This window comes from Occallatibacter sp. (assembly GCF_035317045.1).
Taxonomy (GTDB): Bacteria; Acidobacteriota; Terriglobia; order Terriglobales; family Acidobacteriaceae; genus Telmatobacter.
Genome location: NZ_DATHHT010000013.1, coordinates 1 through 20,267, shown reverse-complemented (window position 1 = coordinate 20,267; position 20,267 = coordinate 1). Strand labels below are relative to the sequence as shown.

Here is a 20,267-nt window from a genome sequence, read left to right as displayed (position 1 = left end):
TGGATGCCTGGAGGCAACCACCCATGCCCACAATGGGTAAGCACGCGCTTCTCTTGTCTCTATTGCTCGCAACACCTTTGACTGACGCGCAATCCGGACCCGACCGTCCCATGCGTCCCCCTCCGCCGCCGGATACGACTCTTACGCGCCAGCAAGCCGATCAGGGTCGCGACGAGATGGTTACCCCTTTGAAAATCAGCTATGGAAAAAAGTCGGCAGAGTGGACAGCGCCCAAGCTTGCCCAGTTTCCTCACGAAACCATTCAGGCGATCAATGAGCGCACCCAGGCGCAGGAAACCTACTCTGGCGTCCCGCTGATAGCTCTGTTGGTCGAACTCGGGGTGCCGCAGAAGCTCAAGGGAAAGGATTTTCGCCTTTACGTCGTTGCCGAGGGTCGGGATGGCAACAAGGTCGTCTATTCGCTCGGCGAAGTCTCACCCGATGTGCATAACGGCTCGGTACTGCTTGTCGACAGCGTCGACGGCAAACCTCTCGCCGACAACGGACCTATTGAACTTGTCTGCTCCGGAGAACGCCGTCCGGCACGCTGGGTGCGCGGCGTTATCTCCATCAAGGTGCAGGCTGCCGATTGATGCAATTGATCCGGTCTGCCGCGCATTCCATCCGTTGAATCCCTTCTCTCGCCATCTGTCTGATCGAGCGGCCTTGCTCTGGATCCAGAACAAGACCGCTCTCTCTTTCCACGTAACTACTGCGGCTTCTTCTCTTTTTCTTGCGGTTTGGGTTTGGGCTCAGGTTTGTGTTCCTGCTGAGGCTTTGGAGCCGCGTGCTGCTCGTGCGGCTGCGGGGCCGGCCTTGTCTCATGCGGTTGCGGCGCCGGCCTTGTTGCAGCGGGATGCTGAGCCGGCGCGGGCTCTTGGCGCTGTGGACGCTCGGCAGGCGCAGGCCGCCGCTCTTCTGTCGGACGGCGCGGCTCCGGCGGCGCCTGCCGTTCAGGTGCAGGTTGCGCATGCTGCTGCGGGGCCTGCCGAAGAGGAGCAGGCTGCTGACGTTCCGGCCGCGGCACCGGATGTTGCTGTTGCTGCGGCTGCGGTTCCTGCTGCCTCGGCGCGGGTTGCGGCCTCATCCCAGGTTGGTTCGGTGCGGGCTGCGGCCTCACTTCAGGCCGGTTTGGCATCGGCTGGTTCGGCCGAGACGGCTCATTCGTCCGCGGCTGAGGCTGCTGCGTTGGCTGGCCCGGTCTGCCATTCGATCCGGGCTCAGGCCGGTTCATCGGAACCGGCGCCGGGGGATGGATGTTGTGGTCCGCCGGCAGCGGTTTCGTAACCGCCACGTTCTGCGGGCGCCCATGATTCGTGTTGGCAAAGTTGCCGCGGTCGCTCTTCGCCGCTTGCACCTGCTGCACCTGCGCGCTCATCGGAGGCGTGTGCTGTTCCCTGACCGCCACCATTTCGGCGGGCCTCGGACGCACCTGCACTCCGCCCGGACCGTTGTAGCTCACCCGGTTCACATTCGTTGTGCGGTTCTCCACCCGGTAGTTGTAGACGTTATGAACCACCGTTGTGTTCACATTGTTCACGGTGCGGTTATAAGCGAATCGATCGCCGTTCCAATACCCGCCCTGGTAGCCGTAACCCACATAGCCGAATCCGTAGTTGATTCCGCCGTAGTACCCAATGTGGCGTCCCCAGTAGCCGCGATGCCATCCATACCGGCCGCGATCATCGCTCCAGTAGCCCGGCGTCCACAGCGCTCCCTGGTACGGTGCATACACCCATGCGCCCGGCACCCAGTAGTATCCATCCGACGCGTAGTCCCAATAGCCCGGCGTCCAGATATAGTCATCCCCCGGACAGGGCGGCTGGTCATACTCCGGCAGCGGAGGCGGAGGCTGCGTTGCATATTCGACGGGCTGATCGTAGCTGTCGTCCGCTGACTGATCCTGGGGATACTGGCCTGAATCGTCTGCACCGGGCTGCTGCGCCGGGTAGCTTGCGGAACTACTTGGCGGTGGAGCACTCGGAGCGGGCGCGTTCGTATCGTAGCTTGCGCTCTGCGCCGATGCATTCGCGACGGGCGCGACATTCGCCGCAGCCGGGTCCTGCGAAGGATTCTGATCCTGAGCCTGGGTCTGAGCAGCCTCGGGATTTTGATTGCTCTTGCAGGCACCCGCGCTGACAAAAATCACAGTAGTGAGCAACACAAACCATATATATCGGGAAAAAATCTTCATTTTTGTACCTCTACGGCTGCTTGGATGCCGTTGGAGGGGAAGGATTTGTATCAACGAAGTTGCAATTATCGTTATGCCGACTATCTACTTTTGGTTTCTGGCGCTACGCTCTGGCGGGCGCTACGGGTGTCAGGACTATCCGGGCCAAGGGCAGATTGCAGATTCTCCGCGGCTGAGCGAAAAACCGCGCGAGCCTCGTCGGGTCTGCCCTGGGCTTGCAGGGCGCGGCCCAAGGTTAAATATGCGCGTCCGATTACGCTCGAAGACTCCCCCGAAGGGTTTGCGTACTGCAACTGCGTCAGAGCCCGCCGCGCATCGCCGTCGGCCTGATCTGGATGACCGGCTGCTAACTCCACCGTAGCTCGGCGGAGAAGCGCAATCGGAAGAAAGTCGCTGGCCGCCTGCCCGGATTTGCTCGCGGCCTCTACGATATTCACAGCACGATCGGCAAGAAGCTGTGCCGTTTTAAAGTCACCTGCCCCCAACGCGAGCAGTGCCTGTACTGAGGCCAGTGAGCCAAACCAGTAGTGGCCCGGCGGAAAGATTCGGAGCACTATCGGTTCCAGTTCCGCCAGCATGCTTGCCGCACGCTTGAAATCTCTTTGGTCGATGTAGACCAGAGCACGGGTGTTTAGCGCATGATAGACCGCGTCCTGATCACCGGTTTGGAGTCCCTTGGCGTATGCCCGTTCGGAATAATCAGCCGCTTCATCGAGACGATCCAGTTGACGCAGTGTCCCGGCATAATTGTTCAGGAGCAACGGAGAGACGGCCTCTTCGCTTGATCCGGCGCGACTGATGTTGATCGCCCGCCGGAAAAGATTCGCTGCTTCGAGGGGCCGCCCCAGCCGGTCCAGCGCTAAAGCCCAGTCGTTGAAGAGCGCGACTGCACTTTGCGTATTATCGCGTCCCAAGGCCGTCATCAATTCACCTGCGCGTTTGAATGTGGAGTCGGCAAGCAGATTCTGCCCCGCCACGCGGTAGGCCTCTGCCAGTTCCATTAGAGGTTGCAACTCGAGCGTGTCGGAGTCAAAAGGTGATCGCTTCACCATCTCCCATACGGTCTGCATTCGCACGATTCCTTGCTGCGAATCACCGCGTTCCTGGGCTACCTCGCTGCCTCGGCGCAGACAGAAAATCCGATCGAAGTCGTACTGTGATCCCGGCGGTAGCTCTCGCAGCCCTTCCTGCACGAGAGCCTCAGCACGCGTCAATTCGCCATCCCGGGTTAGGGAGCCTGCAAGGGAACAGGAGGCCTCGCTTCTGGCCGAACTGTCAGAAACTGTTCTGGACAGCGTGTAAGCCTGCTCCAGGACGCGGCGAGCTTTCGCAGGTTGGTCCTGCGTAGAGTACTGATCGCCGATAGCAGCGAGGAGTTCTATCCGCGAAATTTCATCGCCGGTGTTCTGCCGTGCGAGCGTGTCTTCGGCACGTTCCAGCAATTCGTTGACAGTGAACGGCTTTCCCGAAGGAGCAGCGTCAGATAACAAGAATTCATTGAACTCGATCGTGTTTTGTGCGCGGGCTAACTGACGAAGCGCGAAATCGCGCTGCAGGCGCGCATTTCGCGCCTGCACGAAAGTGCCGATAAGCCCAGCTAGCGTAGCCGCAATCGCGACCATGGCGAGCGCAACCGCCTTATTGTGCCGGCGCACGAACTTGCCCGCACGATACACCAGGGTATCCGGGCGCGCACTAATCGGCTCCTTTTTGAGATAACGATTAAGATCATCGGCCAGAGCCGTGACGGAGGAATAGCGCTCTGTCGGTTCCTTCTTCAGTGCCTGAGACACAATCGTGTCGAGATCTCCGCGCAACAACCGGCAAAACTTGTGGGGAGTCGTGCTGCGTTGGGCGGCATTCCGGACGGCGGCTTCGAGGTCTTGGCCGCTGGGAAGCACGGCATCCGAAGGCCGCATCGGATCCACGTCTATGATCGCCTTGACCAGATCCACTAATGTGTGCGGTCCGCGCCCCGCGGGATGTTGTCCGGTCAACAACACGTACAGCAGCACCCCCAAGGCATAGACATCGGTTGCGGTCGTGATGGCCTCCCCTCGAAGTTGCTCCGGAGCGGCGCACTCGGGCGTCATTGCTCGCCCGCCCTCTACCGTGAGCGGCTGCTCGCCGGCCTGCCCTTCACCTTCCAGAAGCTTGGCAATACCGAAGTCGAGCAGTTTCGCCTGGCCGTCATTTCGCACCAGTACGTTCGACGGCTTGATATCTCGGTGCACTATCAGGTTGGCATGCGCTTGCGCCACGGCCCGCAACACATCGAGGAACAGCCGGATGCGCGCTTCGACCGAGAGCCGGTGCTGGTCGCAATAGCGATCAATGTGATCGCCTTCAATGTGCTCGAGAACGAGATAGGGGCGTCCCGACTGCGACACTCCCGCATCAATGAGTTCCGCGATGTGCGGATGAACCAGAAGGGCGAGTATTCGGCCTTCGCGCTGGAATCGTTCCTCACCTTCCTTTCCGATGAGCGCCATGTTCAAGAACTTCACCGCTACCCGCCGGTCAAATCGTCCGTCGTTTCGTTCCGCCAACCAGACGCTGCCCATGCCGCCCTGGCCGATTTCCGAGATCAATGTATAGACACCAACCTCTTGTCCCGCGAGGCCCGGCCCGTCCGGCAATCTGACGGAGTGGGTTTCGAGAAAACCCTCCTCGGACAGCGCGCGGTGCTCACGCAAGAGAGTCTCCAGCTGGCCCGCCAGCTCCGGATTCTGGGTCCGAAGGGAAGACAGCCAAGCCAACAAGTCTTCGCCTGTCATGGTTAGCGCTTTGTCCAGGTATGGACTGAGCGCCTGCCATTGGTCTGGACTGAGTGTGTCCATCGATTCCTCAGACTGGCAGATCCACGCACGTGCTAGTTGAGTAACAATTCAGCTACCGCCCAGCGCGTAACGTCCCTGTCGTTTTTAGAATTCAAGCAAATACAGCCCGGGTGCGCAAACGATGCCTGTTCTCACGCTATTGCCTCGCACCCGGCGGACGCGACTGCCCATGATTATTGGCCGGAGGTGTCGTCACCGGCTTCCGCAGCGTGCGCGGCTTCACGCTGACTTGACACAGCGAAGAATCCTGTCCGCGGCTCAACCCCGGCACCGCGTCCTGTGCACGGCACAGGCGGTCCTTCATGCTCGCCGCGTCCTTTCCCGTCAACACTACTGACCGTTCCGTGCCTCTTTGCGGCTCGATATCGTACCGGTTCACCGCATCTTCCGACGGCTTGTCCTTGCCGTAGTCGAGATGGTTCCAGGTGCCCAGCGTTTCGCGTCCGTTGTCATCGGCCATCACCGCAAATACCTGTACTTGCGTCACGCCCATCGGCGCATTCGTGCTCCACACCGAAACGGCCTTGCCGCCCGTCATCCACCGCCCCGCAAACGTATGCTGTCGCAAATCGTAGTGCAGCGTCGTGAAATACGTCGTAGCCTGGCAGTCATTGCAGTCGTCGTAGAGCGCGCCCAGTTCCCTGCCCTGTCCCACTTCCAGCAGCAGCCAGTCCGTCAGGCGCAGATTCACGCCATCGGCGATGTGCGTTAACTCCCGGTTAGCCAGCGAGACGCTCCAGATGGAGAAGGTATCGTGATTCGGCGACGCCTGCGGGGAAGCGCGAAAGGTCGTAATCACCAGCGCCGCATCATATTGCACGCCGATCTCGCGAATCGCTGTCCACTTCTGCCCGTCGAGCGCGCGCGTCACCCACACCACCACGTCCTGATCGTCCCGCGGATGAAAATCGATCCAGCGAAATGCTTCGGGAGCCTGCGCAGCAGAGGAGAGAGAAACAGCCGCCATCGTCAGGACCTGAAGCCCCGCAATGGCCCAACGGGGAAGACCACGCATGTATTCAGGCTACCAAACGCGACTGCAGAATCGGAGGATGTTTATGATGTCAGTTCTTTTCCTGCAGGTGTTCCAGGTTCGCCTTGGCCTGCCGGTGATCCGGCTGCAGGCGCAATGCATGTTCGAAGTCTGCGCGAGCCGCGGCGGTTTGGCCGGTCCGCGATTCCAGCACTCCCAGGTTGTTCCATCCGTCAGCGTCACCCTCAAAAAGCTTGAGCGCGCTGCGCTGTTCCTCGATTGCTTGGGCAAAGCTCCCAATCGACGCAAGGACCTGCGAAAGCGCCGAATGCAGAAGAGGATCGTTCGGTGCCAGTTGGACTGCACTCTTCAACTCCGTCAATGCCGAATTCTGATCGCCGGACTGCGCATAGGCTCGGGCGAGTTGCTCGTGCGCATCCGCGGAGTTGGAATGGAGATTTGTTGCCTGCTTCAGAATTTGTACTGCCGATGCGAAGTCGCCGGAATCTGATTTCAATTCCGCCATACCCATGAGCGCTCGCAGATTCCCCGGCGCTATTTCAAGACTCCGGCGAAACTCCGCCTGCGCGGCATTCCCCTGGTTCTCCGCTTCCAAAGTTGCGCCAAGGCCGGACCGGACATCCGCATCCTCAGGGCAGGCGCCGATCTGCGCGCGATAGTCAGTTTCCGCGTTCGACAGTTGCTCATGGCGCAATTCAAGATCGGCCAGATCAAAACGCGCATCGCACGCTCGCGGATTCTGTTGGACCACACCGCGAAAAGTTTCGATCGCCTCTTGCCACTTGCCGTCTCCATCCAGCGCTACTCCCATTGCGGCGCGCGTGCGTTCGTCCGCCGGAGCGAGTTTCAACAGGTCTCCAAATGCCGCAACCCCCTCCGCAAACTTGCCTTCTCCCGTCAACGCGGCGGCATAGTTGTAGAGGCTTACCTGGTCTGTTGGAGTCTTGCTCAACCGGCTGCGCATCCATGCCTCTTCCAGCAGAAGGCGTGGATCCGCAGAATCCGGCGCTACTTTCACCGGCAGCACCTGCAGCCAGAGATGCGCCATTTCATCCTCTGACCGATTGCCTGCTCGAACCCTGACGGGCGGCGAGTGAGGATTGCGCACATTCGCCGAAGAATTGTCATAGGAATACCGCATGTGCAGAACCGTTCCCTTCGGCAGCAGGATTGGTTCCTTGTAGCGATAGACCGCTTGCCTGTCGATGTCCCAGTCGCGAATCCACACCAGCCATTTCTTCTGTTCATCCGGCAGAATGGCCCAGCCCTTCATGTCGTGCCCAAGATAGTGCGCGTGCGGATAAACGCCCAACACCTCCACATCGATCGGAAGTGTCAACGAGTCTTCCACCACAAAATCCGCGTCGCCGGCGGGAATATCGAGTTTGTCGTCGCGCTCCAGCGCCAGCAGCATAGGCTGCTTCACCGGCGGATCGGGCGTGAAATACAGACCCACCTGCGCATCCAGAGTCTCCGGTTTTCCTGACGGCTTCAAGTGCATATTCAGGATCATGTCATTCCCGGGATCGAGCCGCCACGGCATTCCGGCCGGTTCTACAAGCGCCGGCGAGTCCGGTTTCCAAAACAGAAAATGACTATCCGGATCAAATCGGTTCCCCGAGTCCACCAGGAGTTCCATCCCCGCGATGCCGCTTTCCCAGTCGTTGGGATGTTGGCGGCGCAGGCTGCCGGTGCGATCAATCACCACGTTGGCGTGATGTACGATCTTCGGCGTGCCCGGCAAAATCTCCATCGCTCGCACATATTCGGTGCGCTTCAGCGGATAAGGCAAAACGAAATTGCGAAAGACATCCGTACCCCCGGCATTCAAGGTGAACGGGTGCGTCACCTTGAGAACCAGGTCCGGCTTGCCCATGAGCCACGTCTCGTTATAGTGCGGCGCCGATGGCGCAGCCGAGGCATTTCCCTCGGGCATCTTGTCGCTCACCCATCGCTTCAAAACAGCGCGATCCCGATCGTCCAGACGGCGGACATCCGCAAAATCTCCATATCCCGGCTCCGGCAACCATGGTGGCATGAATCGAGATTGTGTAACCATCAGGATCTGCGGACCCCACCGGTGAGCATCGGCGTAAGTCAGCAAACTGAAAGGACCGCCGCCTCCGGGGTGATGACATGTAGCGCAATTCTTGTAGAGAATTGGCGCTACATCGCGGCTCCATGTCGGCTTAACGTCATCGGTTGCCGGCTCGCCTGCAGCCTGCACGGACGAAGAGATTTGCTGATTTGACGCAGTGTGCGTGGTCGATTCCGGCGGACGTCCCAGAAGGCAGACGCACGTCGCGATCGCCGGCAATATCGCGATGATTGCAGCGACCTTCATTTCTGTAGAAAGACCACCGAACAGCCCACCGCCGGCCCAGTCGACTTCGGAACGGGCTCATTGGCGACCGCCGCAGCCAGCGCGAGTTCAAGATCGTGATGGTCGGGCAGAGGTCTTTCATTTCCGATTGCCATATAGCGGTTATCGACGCGGCCACGATAAATCTGGTGCATGCCCTGGCCATCGACTCTGAAGATGGCTGCTTCGGGCGTGACCGTAATGTGCGCAAGATGCACCAGTGTCTGCCTCGAATCCAGCACGGTGCGCTCCTTGATAGCAAACTCCTGGTTGTGCCGGGCAACGATCGACGCAGTGTCTTCAGGATTGGGGAAAACCCACCAGACGCGCACACCACGCGATGCAAACTCATGATCGAGGCGAGCGATCTCCGGCGCGTATCGATTGCAGATGGGACAATCGCTGGCGGCAAACATGAGCACCACAAACTTAGTGTCTGGCCCGGCAAGTTTCTGAACTGGCTTGCCCTGCAGGTCCACGCCGTAAGGTTCCGCAGAATGCGCCAGCCCGCACGATAAAGCCAGAAACAAAACAAACACTGCGAAACGTCGGGGAAGAGTGCGCATGGGATAGGTTGACACTCACGCTTTTCAGCATCTTAGCAGAGCAAAAGCCGATGGAACAATGCACCCCTTACAGCCCCAGCGCTGCCCACATCGCATCCACCTTCGCTTTGGTCACGCTGTCCATCTCGATCATCGCCGGCCACTGTCTCTCGAATCCCTCCGCCTTCCACTTCCGCGTCGCGTCAATCCCCATCTTCGATCCATAATTCGGCATCCGCGCCGAGTGATCAAGCGAATCCACGGGCCCGAGCGTGAATTGAATATCTCGCTCCGGATCGATGTTGTTTGTCACCCGCAGCACCACCTCGCCGATATCCTGCACATCGCAGTCCTCATCCACCACCACAATGCACTTGGTAAACATCGCCTGCCCCAGCGACCAGATCGCATTCATCACCTTGCGCGCCTGTCCCGGATAGCTCTTCTTGATCGACACCAGCATCAGGTTGTGAAACACGCCCTCGACCGGCAAATTGATGTCCACGATTTCGGGAATCGTCAGCTTCATCGCAGGTAGAAAAATCCGCTCCACGGCCTTGCCCATCCACGCATCTTCCATCGGCGGCTTGCCCACAATCGTCGCCGCATAGATAGGGTTCTTGCGATGCGTAATGCACGTCAGGTGAAACACCGGATATTCATCCGTCATCGTGTAGAAGCCCGTGTGATCGCCGAACGGCCCTTCGCTCCGCAATTCGCCGAGCTCGACGTAGCCCTCCAGCACAATCTCCGCACTCGCGGGAACCTCCAGGTCCACCGTCTCGCACTTCACAATCTCCACCGGCTTCCCGCGCAGAAATCCGGCGATCATGAACTCCTCAACTTCAGGAGGCGCCGGCACAATTGCCGCAAACGTGGTCGCCGGCTCCGTTCCGATAGCCACGGCCACTTCAAGACGCGATCCCTTCAGATTTCCCAGAGTCACCTGCGGCAATCCGCCAATCGGCCCGTCAGGAATCGTCACCGCCCCGCCCGCGCTCTCCGCCATCATAGCCACGCGCGCCGACGCCGACCCCTCCGTTTCACCCGTCCACGAGGCGGCCCTCCGCATCGCTTCCCGATAATGCTCCGCCGCCACCTTCTGCCGCTGCCAGTGCATCCCCGTCGTCTGCCCGTCGTACACCTGCATGCGATACATCCCGATATTGCGCTTCCCCGTCCTCGGATCCTTCGTATGCACACACGGCAGCGTGATAAACCGCCCTCCATCGTGCGGCCAGCATTTCAAAATCGGAAACGCGTTCAGATCGAACCCGTCGCGCAGAATTACTTCCTTGCACGGCGCTTCCTTCGCCATCACCGACTTCGGAAATACGTTCCCCAACTCCGCCAGCTGCGGCAGCATTTTCAGCTTGTCGAGGAACCCGCCCCCCGGCGGCTTCACATTCATCAGCCCCTTGATGCGCTCGCCAATCTGCTCCAGCCGCTCCACGCCCAGCGCCATCGCCATGCGCCGCTCGCTGCCAAACTGGTTCATCAGCACCGCGTGTCCCGGAAAACCCTTCACGTTCTCAAACAGCAGCGCAGGGCCACCGGGAGCATATTTTCCTTCAATCGACGGGGTGTTTCCCCTGTTCCCTAATCCCTGGTGCCAGCTCCCTGTTTTTCCTATCTTCGACACCCGGTCGGTGATCTCCGTCATCTCCAGATCCGGCGAGACCTCTTCGCGAATCCGCTTGAGTTCGCCATTCTTTTCGAGTGTCCTGATCCAGTCGCGCAAATCGTCATAAGCCAAGGCATTTCTCCAGCGATTGTTTTAGGATTCCCACAAGTCGCTTCCGCTCGTGAAGAGTACTTCACCGCTTCCCCTTCATACTAAGCCGTTACAGCGTATGACTTTCGTTTCTCCGAAATCACCCAACGATACACGGTGCTCAAAAACCAGCATCTAACCGAGGAGATCGCGATCAAACCACCGAGGGACTCCATCATGCCTCCATCCCCGCAGGTTCCCTGCCATCCCTACTTCAAGCTCCGTCGCCTCACACCGCATATCCAGATCGGCCCCCAGGCCCCTGCGCCTTGGACCACCCCCAATCTCTGCGCCGCCTATAACTGGCCCACGGCCCTTGCCGGCGGCGGTGTCATCGCCATCGTTGAACTCGGCGGCGGATGGGTCCAGTCCGACATCGACCAGTACTTCAAATCCATCAACCAACCCGTTCCGCAGATCACCGACGTCTCCGTCGACGGCACCCAGAACAGCCCCAATCAGAGCCCCGGTTCCAACAGCGATCCCGACTACGAAGTCGCCCTCGATATTGAAGTCTCAGGCGCGGCCTACTACGCCGCCACTGGCAAGGCCGCCACCATTCGCATGTACTGGTCGCAGGACATCGCCTCCGCGGTCCAGAAAGCTGCCAGCGACGGCTGCGATATCTGCTCGATCTCCTGGGGCGCCGACGAAAGCACCTGGGGCACCACCGCCGCGCAGGAGATGGAATCCGCCGCTTCCACAGCAACAAACCTCGGCATGGTGGTCTTCGCGGCTTCGGGCGACAACGACTCCAGCGACGGCAGCTCAACACCCGCGAATGTCGACGCCCCATCGTCGTGCCCGCATGTCGTGGGCTGCGGAGGCACCTACAAAACCTCCACCGTCGAGACCGTCTGGAACGACAGCCCCGGCCAGAGCAACGGCGAAGGCACCGGCGGCGGCTACTCCACCATCTTCCCCGCGCAGAGCTTCCAGATCGGCATTCCCGCGCCACCCGCCAACACCCCTTACGGCAAAGGCCGCATGGTCCCCGACGTCGCCGCCGACGCCGATCCCAACACCGGCTACAATGTCGTCGTCCACGGAACCACAACCGTCGTCGGCGGCACCAGCGCCGTGGCACCGCTCTATGCAGGGTTATTTGCTGCCTTCGGGAAAAAACTCGGCTTCGTCACGCCATCGCTCTATCAAAATCAGGGCGACTTCAACGACATCACCAGCGGCGGCTACGGCATCTACAACGCCGGCCCCGGCCCCGACCCCTGTACGGGCATAGGCTCCCCCATCGGCAACAAGCTAGCAGCTCTGTTCACCACCGGTGCAGCCGGTCATAACCCGAACGCGCAAATCACTGGATAGTCAGAGTTTCCAGCACAGTTGTTGGATTCGCCCGCGCCCCCTGCTTGACTCCGCCGAAAATCGGCGCAGAATACTGTTGGAGGTGAAAGACATGGACTCGCCACTTCAACTCCATCTTCAAGTCGACAAAGCGAAACCCGAGGCAGAGAGCCTTCCAAAGCCAGAAGGCGAAAACGAAGAGCCCAAGCCCTTTGTCACCAGCAAGCGGCTGAATCGGATAATCAACCGCGCGGCGCACAAAGGCGCCTCGCAATACGGCAGAAACAGCTCCGGAATCTTTTCGAAATAGCAGCACGCTCAGCAGGGTGCCACGGAAGCGGGTCAACACGAAACTTGTCGCTGTAGGTGTGTCGGATTTCCCCTTTGGGATTTCGAGGTCCTTCTCTAACCAGAATCATTTGGTCCCAAACGCAGATCAGCCCCGAAGGCATCCACCCACGGGGCCGGTCTCGACCAAAATGATAGGGAGAAGACAACGCTGCTTATCGGCGTCAGCTTCAGCCCGCGATCCGGAACCTATGCCGGATCTTCGCGCCGACCCACCAATGCAACATCGGTAGGGTCCAGCTCGATTCGCTGCCCGATCGGTGATCGGGAAGTTGGCTCGCAAAGTATATCCAACCCCGCGGAAATGTGAACCCTTACAAAAGTCACCTCAATCCAGCCGTCTGGTTTTGCAAAGGAACCCTATACACAGTTACCGAATAGGGCCTCAATTCTGTCGTAATCTTCCCCGATCGTACATCCGCCGTCGAAGCCGCCGGGGCCACCGCAGTCGGATGGTCGAAGCTGTTCTCGGCCTGCGGGTCGGCCTCCAGCGTCGTCACCTTCACTGTTCCAGATACGTTTATCCCGTTCAACCTGATCTCCGCGGGCCGTGCATGCGCCCAGTGATTGATCACCTTCACCACCAGTTCGTGACTTCCCTCATCAAGCGTCGCGCTGGAATAGAGCATAGGCTCCCCCTGCATCGTCACCGGAACAGTTCGCGTGCCCGCATTGTTGGCGAAGAGCTTCTGCACGTAATAATTCGGCGTGCCGTACGAACGGAGATTGTCAAACCAGATTTCATCCGGCTTCCACTGCCACGCATCCACATGCGCCATCAGCGGAGCATACGAAGCCATCTCCACCACGTCGCCATTCCGCTCCAGCCCGGTCATGAACGCCGCTTCAGCGATAGCCGCCTTCCAGTTGTTGCGATTCTCGGCGCTCGTTGTCCCTGCCGTCTGCGCCGCATACTCGCCCGCAAACACCTTCGGCCCCGAACGGTCGTAGTGGTCATAGCGGCTGGTGTTCGACAAAAACCACTCCGGCCCCATGTAGTAGTGCTCGTCCACAATGTCTGCCTTCAGTTGCCGCCACGTCGTCCACATGCTTTCGAAAGGCTCGCCCGCGGGAGCGGGCCCCGCCGCCACCACAAGCTTGATCTCGGGATGCTTCGCCTTCAACGCCGCCGCAAAAATCTTGTACCGCTCCACGTAGTGCGGCCCCCACTGCTCGTTCCCTACACCGATCATCGTCAGGTGAAACGGCGCCGGGTGTCCCATCTGCGCGCGGATCTTGCCCCACGGCGAATCGACCGGTCCATTGGCAAATTCAATCAGATCGAGTGCATCGCGCACATACTCATCAAGCTGGTCGAGCGCTGCGGTTTCATTGGTGTTGAATTCGCAAGCCATGCCGCAATTCAGAATCGGCAACGGCTTTGCCCCGATGTCCTCCGCAAGTTGAAAGTACTCATAAAATCCCAGCCCGAATGACTGAAAGTAGTCGGGCGCAGGTCGAAAATCGAACTCGTCGTTCCAGCGGTTGATGATGGTCCTTCGTTGCGCGATGTCGCCCACGGTGGTCTTCCAGCGATAGCGCGTCGCCAGTTGACGTCCCTCCACGATGCACCCGCCCGGAAAGCGGAGAAATCCCGGATGCATGTCGTAGAGCAGCTGCACCAGGTCTTTACGAAGGCCGTTCTCGCGGTGCTTCCACGTGTCCACGGGAAACAGCGAAACCATGTCCAGATCCAGCGCGCCCGGCTCATCGAAATAGAGATTCAGCCGAGCATGCTGCGTAGTTGCTCTCGTGCGAATCACCGTTTCGTAGCGCTTCCATTGCGCACCAAATCCCTCCAGCTTTCCGCTGCCGATTTCGCGGCCGTTCTCATCCGTAACCGTCGCCCGAATTGCCTTGGCTCCATGACTTCGCACATAGGCCGAGAAGCGATACTCCGCGCCGTCCGCCACCCCCATGCCGCGAAAACCCGAGTTCCAGAAGCTGTACCCCGGCTCATAGACGCGAACATTCAGATAGTGCGGATTCGATTGGTAAAGGGGTGCCTCCATGCGAATGCTGATTTCGCCCCGTGGATTGGCCAGGCCGGTCTTGCTGATGCCGAGATCCTGGTGCCAGCCCGTCAGCGGGTCCTGAAACTCGAACGAACGATTTTTTACCAGCTCCGGGTACAAGCCGCCATCCGCGCCAAAATTGATGTCTTCGAAAAAGACCCCGAACATGGAACGCGAAATTGCCGCTCCGGGATGCGCCGCATCCACGGCGATCACGACCGGCTTATTCTGATCCTGGCTCCAGAGGTTGATGGAAAACAGCGCAAGCGAGAGAAACGAGAAACCAGTTGTTGTGCGCATAAGAATTGCGCCCATCTTATAGCAGTTTCGGATTTCCTGTAGACCGAATGCATGCATTCAAGCGGCTCTTTCATCCTTCGATACAGGTCTAATGCGCGATCGCCACCTGCACCAGCGGATTGACCGGCGGAATCTCATCCAGCGGATATCCAAGCCGTTTCCATTCGTCGTACCCGCCGCGCAGCGGCCGCACGCGCTCGATTCCCAGCTTGTGCAGCGTCATCGCCGTCTTCGCCGCAGTCGCCTCGCTCGGACATGTGCAGAACAGCACTACATCCCGATCGCGCGGAATCTCCCCATGTCGCGCCGCCAGCGCATCCGGCGAGAAGTGCTGTGCCTTCGGCAGCGTGTAGGGCTCCGCCATCAGTTCCAGTGGATGACGCAGATCGACGATGTACACCTGCTCGCCGGCATCGAGCTGCGCCTTCAGGTCCTCCGGTTCCAGCCGCAACGACACCAGCTTTTTCAGAACCGCCCGTCTGCGATATAGTCGCATCAGGAAAAATCCCAGCACGCCCAGCAGCAGAATCACACCAGAGAAACGTCCGACCCAGTTCAGCAGGTTCGGATTGCGTTTGAGCGCGTCGCCGAAGAGCCTCCCGCCCGTCAGCAGCGCAAGCAGCCATAGGCTCGCGCCGATTCCGTCAAAGAACAGGAACCGTCCCAGGTTCATCCCGTTCTGGCCCGCCACCGGAGCTGCCAGCGTCGCCAGCCCTGGCACAAACTTGGCAAACATCAGCATCACGCTGCGTCGCCGCCCAAACGAGTCCTGCGTGCGCCGGACACAGATCGTCGGCTCCATCGAAAGCTTGCAGAGAATCCTCAGTACATGATGCCCGTACCGCCGCCCTATCAGAAACCAGCTTGTATCCGCGGTCATGCACGCCAGGAATCCCGCCAGGAACGCCGCGCCAAAACTGAGTTGGTGTTCTGCCGACAAGCCGCCCGCCGCCAGCAGCACCGGCGTCGCAGGCAATGGGATCCCGAGTTGCTCCACCAGGACCCAGCCGAAGAGCAGCAGATAACTGTACGTAAGAAGAATGTGTTCGGGGAGAGCCATAGTCGTAATCCAGTTGTGGAGCGATGTGCTGATTTGGGTTCAGGTCGCCGGGTGCGGCAGGAACGGCAAACGGCTAACCTCACTCTATCCGATGAAGGTGAACTGAATTCGTTTCAAATCAATCTACCCCCTCCCCCCCCCGTCAAAATCCGCGCCCCTCTGGCAATAGAGATGCTTTCATAAGTCAAAAAATAATTTCCGCGAATATTGAAACGAATTCACTCCTCGCGACACCATCCGCCACGGGCCAATAAAACCGGCGGGACCACGCAAACGGACTCGCCTGCTCCGGAATGGAGCCTTCATCCCACCATGCAAATGCATCGCAACCGGTTTCCTCGGAGATTGCGCTCATGAATGATATTTACAAGAATGTGCCTGGTTTTGGCGAACCGGGCGCCTCCAGCAAAAACAGCGATGTGCCGAAAAAGGCTGTCTCTCTCCGAGATCGCTGGGAATCAGTGCGATACGGCCCGGTGGGGCGGGTCCTCGGCTACAGCTTGGCTTTCACCGTGATTTTCGTGTTGATCTTTCTGTTTCTCTGGGCACTCGAACACTACCACTTCTGAACTCGCATGATTCCTCGCCGTTCCATCTGGCTCAGCGTCGGTGATCCCGGCGCCCTTGCCGCAAGGGCATCGTGCCAATCTTCTTCCGTGGAGCCATCACGGTATCTTCGTCCGCCAAGCCATCGCGACTCCATCCGCAATACCAGAATCGAAATCCTTTAACTCTCTAAAAACAGAGATCTTCCTCCCAGAGATCTGGGGTGGGGTATGCGAAGGAAATCCGTCCGATTGACCCGGCACTCCGGCACTTCTCACGCCAATACAAAAGCCGCCCGGAGGCGGCTCTCGTCGTTGCGAATTTTGGAGAATTACCGGGCAGTCGTCGTGCCCGTCTCTTGCAATCTGGCGTGCGCCTGGACGCCCTTGTCGGCAAAGTAATTGCGATCCCACAGGTTCTTGTAGAACTCTCCGGTCAGCTCGGCAGCGCGCGGACCGAAGGTCGGTCGGCCGCCCTCGAGGAAGAACACGGTCACAAGGGCCCCTTGCGGTGTGTCGGAGTACGATGCGAACCAGCCAAAACGCGTTCCCTTGTCCGAACAGGTTCCCGTCTTTCCAAAGACCGGCAGTTCCTGAAAGTTGGCACGCAGACGGCGTGCGGTTCCATATTGGACCGCGCCTGCCATGCCATCCTGCATGTCCGGAACGTAGCGGGCGATGTCGAGTGTCCGCTTCACCTTGGGCTCGAACGCGGCAACTTCCTCAGCCGAAGTCGGATGCTGCAGGTAATAGAGCGTTCCGCCATTGGCGAGCGAAGCCACGAAGGCGCCAAGTTGCAGCGGGGTCATCGAGACGCCCTGCCCGAAACTGCACATGCGGCCGACTCCGCCTTCCGACGTCGGAATGGCTTCGGTTGGATATGCGCCGAGCTGCTCGCCTTCAATGTGGTAACCGGCCAACTCGCCCAGCCCGAATTGGGTGGCATAGTGGCGAACGCGTTCGAAACCAAGTTCGCGGCCGAGTTCTTCGAAATAAAGATTGTTGCTCTTTGCGATAGCGTCCGTCATGTTCATGCGGAAGCCCGCAAGCTTCACAGGAGTATCGCGCGTGACAAGACCTTCGCTCAATGCGGCCAGAGCCACAGAAAGCTTGATGGTGGAGCAGGGCTCTGCGCCCGGTGAAAGCGCCAGCTTCTGGTTGACCATGGCCAGAATGCGGCCGTTCGAGGGATCGATCACCACCGCGGTGCCATTCATGTCGCCCAGCGCGTCGATAGCTGCCTGGCGAACCAACGGATCTTCACCGGCCGTAACGTCCTCCGCAAAGATGTCGCCCTTTGCAAAGGAACTCGCAGTGAAACGCTCGCCGTAATAATGACGATGGCGCCGAGTAAGAACCGCATGATGAAGCGTAGCCGAGGAGGATGCCGTGGAGTGAACGCGATGGGTTGCAACTGATCTGGAATGGGCGGAGCTATGGGTATGCCGAACGGCCAGGTGTTTGCTGGCGGTCTTCGAGTGATGCACGGGGTGCTGCACGTCAAGCGCAGCAGCGCTGCAGGTGCCAACACTCATCCCAACGACGGCGATTCCCAAGGCAAAGGCGCAAGACAGTCTCATCCGGAACAATTCCCCTCAACAGTGGATTGCGAGCCATGCGTCTGCCCTGCAGCAGCGCATTTCGTCCTGAAACTCAAACTGGTTATCACACACGCTCTTGCCGCAGTATGTGAGTGGTGTCACCGGCTGACTTGAACGGCGCTCGCCCACAAACATTTCGGGGAAACAACATCAATGATGCAGAAGTACTTGTCCTGACCCCTGGTTTTCGAGAGCTACTTTGAACTATACCGCGCTCAGGATTCAGTGCAAGTCCCCGATTTCGGGTAGCTTGCATCAGAACTTCATCCGGCGCATGAACGTCGGAACATCCAAGTCCCTCTCTTCATCGTTGGAAGGTGCAGACAAAGGACTTACAGCCGGCTGCGAAACCGGTTCCTCGGTAATCACCGGGGTGCGAACGCTGTTACCAAAGTCTGAAGCATAATCGCGCGGAAGCGGCGCAAACGTCGCCTCCTCCGCGGCTTCCGTGTGACTGGTCCGGACAGCTGCAGCCACAAACTCCGGTTCGCCGGCTTCTTCGTCGCAGGACTCCTCGTCATCGTCTTCGCTCATGAACCGCAGAGGCGCCGGAGCCGGCGGTGCAACAGGTGGTTTCTCGCGCATCCACGCATCTGTTGCAACCACGGGAACCGAGACCACCGGCATCTCTTCTACATTCAGCATGCGCGCACGGCGCTCGGGCATCTGGTCGCGGAAACCCGTCGCGATCACCGTGATCTTCACCTCGTCGCCCATGCGTTCGTCCAGCACCGCGCCGAAGATGATGTTGGCGTCTTCGTGTGCCGAACTCTGGATAAGGGAGGAGGCTTCGTTGACCTCGGAGAGCTTCAAATTGCTGGAGCCAGTAATGTTGATGAGGATGCCGCGTGCTCCGTCGATTGCACCTGCGTCGAGCAACGGCGATGCCATTGCGGCTTGTGCTGCCTCCTTGGCGCGATTGTCGCCGGAGCGAATCGCTGTCCCCATCACCGCGTGGCCCATGCCGGCCATCGTGGTCTTCACATCGGCGAAATCGCGATTGATGATGCCGGGGATTGTGATGATGTCAGAGATGCCCTGCACGCCCTGACGCAGAACATCGTCCGCAATACGGAAACTCTCAAAAAAGCCTGCGTCTTTTGCCACGGCAAGCAGTTTCTCGTTGGGGATCACGATCATCGTGTCGACGCTCTCAATCAGTTCTTTCAGGCCGCGCTCAGCCTGCTGCAGGCGGCGCTTCCCCTCGAACGCGAACGGCCGCGTGATGACCGCGACGGTCAGGATACCCATCTCGCTGGCCAGCGACGCGATCACGGGAGCCGCTCCGGTACCCGTGCCTCCGCCGAGACCAGCGGTCACAAAGACCAGGTCCGCGCCTTCCAGCGCCTCGATGATCTTCTCTGAATCTTCGAGTGCCGCACGACGGCCTACATCGGGATTCGCTCCCGCACCGAGTCCGGCGGTCAGCCGCACGCCAAGCTGCAGCTTAATCGGGGCAAGAGAGAGCTTCAGCGCCTGCACGTCTGTATTCGCCGCTATGAACTCGACGCCTTCGAGGCCTGCCTGGATCATGCGATTGACGGCGTTGCCGCCGCCACCGCCAACACCAATGACCTTGATTCGCGCCCCGCGCTGCTCTTCATCGTGAAACTGAATGCGCAAATCTGCGGCTTCTATCTTCTGCTGATCCATAGCGGCTGGCGCCTCCCCGTTCGTAGTTGACATGATCCTTGCCTTAGAAACTCGCTGCGAAGATGGCGCGCAGCTTGGCGCGCAAACTGTTGTTTTCTGCCGCACGGGTGACACGTGTGCGATGTGCATACAGTAGCATTCCGATGGCAGTGGAAAAGCTGGGATGAACTAATTCACCTGGCATGTTCGAGAGCCGCACCGGCATTCCCGTGCGGGCTGGAACGCGAAGCTGGCTTTCTGTCACGTCGAGCATACCCGGAAGCATGGCTCCGCCGCCGGTCAGCACGCATCCTGCGCCGAGAGCCTCAAGCACGCCGCCCTGGCGAAGGCTCTCTTTTACAAAGTATAGAAGCTCTCGTGCTCGCGGCTCGAGAATCTCAGCAAGCGTGCGCAATACGAGACGCTGCGGCTCGGGATTGTTGATCTCGATCTCTGCTTCAAGTGGGACGGCCGTAACTACTGCGTGGCCATACTGCCGCTTCAGTTCCTCGGCTTGCGCAACGGGCATCTGCAACCCAACCGCGAGGTCGTTGGTGAAATGTGCACCGCCGATAGGAACCGATGCCGTGTGGGCCACCGCTCCTTCAAAGAAGACAACTATGTCGCTGGAATGCGCACCGATGTCGAGTAGGCAAACGCCGAGTTCGCGCTCATCTGCGGAGAGCGTTGACTCTGCCGCCGCGATCGACTCGAGCACAGCCTCGGAAACTTCCAGTCCGGCACGGTTGGCGCAG

The 20,267-nt window shown here is 59.4% G+C and carries 15 protein-coding genes; 4 read left to right on the top strand and 11 right to left on the bottom strand.

What is annotated here, in order from left to right; all coding sequences use genetic code 11:
• Positions 1-23 precede the first annotated feature (23 nt).
• On the top strand, positions 24-593 hold the full coding sequence (locus tag VK574_RS06160) for a hypothetical protein (protein WP_472798947.1): 570 nt from the start codon (positions 24-26) through the stop codon (positions 591-593).
• A gap of 116 nt (positions 594-709) precedes the next feature.
• On the opposite strand, the gene VK574_RS06155 is transcribed toward VK574_RS06160, so the two are convergent.
• From VK574_RS06155 to VK574_RS06130, 6 genes are all read right to left on the bottom strand, one after another.
• Positions 710-2,194: a YXWGXW repeat-containing protein gene (locus VK574_RS06155; RefSeq protein WP_472798946.1), complete on the bottom strand. Its 1,485-nt coding sequence runs from the start codon at positions 2,192-2,194 to the stop codon at positions 710-712.
• Between the two features lie 80 nt (positions 2,195-2,274).
• The gene (locus VK574_RS06150; protein WP_472798945.1) at positions 2,275-5,034 is read right to left on the bottom strand and encodes a protein kinase domain-containing protein; all 2,760 of its coding nucleotides are present in this window, start codon (positions 5,032-5,034) and stop codon (positions 2,275-2,277) included.
• A gap of 136 nt (positions 5,035-5,170) precedes the next feature.
• The gene (locus tag VK574_RS06145) at positions 5,171-6,049 is read right to left on the bottom strand and encodes a hypothetical protein (protein ID WP_472798944.1); all 879 of its coding nucleotides are present in this window, start codon (positions 6,047-6,049) and stop codon (positions 5,171-5,173) included.
• 49 nt (positions 6,050-6,098) lie between these two features.
• Positions 6,099-8,372, bottom strand: a complete 2,274-nt coding sequence (locus VK574_RS06140) for a tetratricopeptide repeat protein (RefSeq protein WP_472798943.1) — start codon at positions 8,370-8,372, stop codon at positions 6,099-6,101.
• Positions 8,369-8,956 carry a redoxin domain-containing protein gene (locus VK574_RS06135; RefSeq protein WP_472798942.1) on the bottom strand — a complete coding sequence of 196 codons (588 nt, stop codon included), beginning with the start codon at positions 8,954-8,956 and terminating at the stop codon, positions 8,369-8,371. The genes VK574_RS06140 and VK574_RS06135 overlap by 4 nt, the downstream gene beginning before the upstream one ends.
• A 67-nt stretch (positions 8,957-9,023) precedes the next feature.
• A complete protein-coding gene (locus tag VK574_RS06130; RefSeq protein ID WP_472798941.1) occupies positions 9,024-10,691 on the bottom strand; it encodes a UbiD family decarboxylase in 1,668 nt (555 codons plus the stop codon).
• Positions 10,692-10,886: 195 nt separating this feature from the next.
• On the opposite strand from VK574_RS06130, the gene VK574_RS06125 reads away from it, so the two are divergent.
• A complete protein-coding gene (locus tag VK574_RS06125) occupies positions 10,887-12,032 on the top strand; it encodes a S53 family peptidase (RefSeq protein ID WP_472798940.1) in 1,146 nt (381 codons plus the stop codon).
• 91 nt (positions 12,033-12,123) lie between these two features.
• The gene (locus tag VK574_RS06120) at positions 12,124-12,321 is read left to right on the top strand and encodes a hypothetical protein (protein WP_472798939.1); all 198 of its coding nucleotides are present in this window, start codon (positions 12,124-12,126) and stop codon (positions 12,319-12,321) included.
• A 361-nt stretch (positions 12,322-12,682) separates the two neighbouring features.
• Here the strand turns inward: VK574_RS06120 and VK574_RS06115 are convergent, their stop codons facing one another.
• Positions 12,683-14,674 carry an alpha-L-arabinofuranosidase C-terminal domain-containing protein gene (locus VK574_RS06115; RefSeq protein WP_472798938.1) on the bottom strand — a complete coding sequence of 664 codons (1,992 nt, stop codon included), beginning with the start codon at positions 14,672-14,674 and terminating at the stop codon, positions 12,683-12,685.
• An 88-nt stretch (positions 14,675-14,762) separates the two neighbouring features.
• Complete coding sequence (locus VK574_RS06110) at positions 14,763-15,734, bottom strand: VTT domain-containing protein (protein ID WP_472798937.1); 972 nt, start codon at positions 15,732-15,734, stop codon at positions 14,763-14,765.
• A 353-nt stretch (positions 15,735-16,087) separates the two neighbouring features.
• Here VK574_RS06110 and VK574_RS06105 point away from each other — a divergent pair, with 353 nt between their 5' ends.
• Positions 16,088-16,303 carry a hypothetical protein gene (locus tag VK574_RS06105; protein WP_472798936.1) on the top strand — a complete coding sequence of 72 codons (216 nt, stop codon included), beginning with the start codon at positions 16,088-16,090 and terminating at the stop codon, positions 16,301-16,303.
• Positions 16,304-16,611: 308 nt separating this feature from the next.
• Here the strand turns inward: VK574_RS06105 and VK574_RS06100 are convergent, their stop codons facing one another.
• The 3 genes from VK574_RS06100 to ftsA all read right to left on the bottom strand — a co-directional run.
• Entirely contained in the window at positions 16,612-17,859 is a 1,248-nt protein-coding gene (locus tag VK574_RS06100; RefSeq protein WP_472798935.1) for a penicillin-binding transpeptidase domain-containing protein, read from the bottom strand.
• Between the two features lie 276 nt (positions 17,860-18,135).
• Positions 18,136-19,533, bottom strand: coding sequence for a cell division protein FtsZ (gene ftsZ, locus VK574_RS06095; RefSeq protein ID WP_472798934.1), 1,398 nt, complete (start codon positions 19,531-19,533; stop codon positions 18,136-18,138).
• Between the two features lie 43 nt (positions 19,534-19,576).
• On the bottom strand, positions 19,577-20,267 hold a 691-nt coding region (gene ftsA / locus VK574_RS06090), incomplete at its 5' end, for a cell division protein FtsA (RefSeq protein ID WP_472798933.1).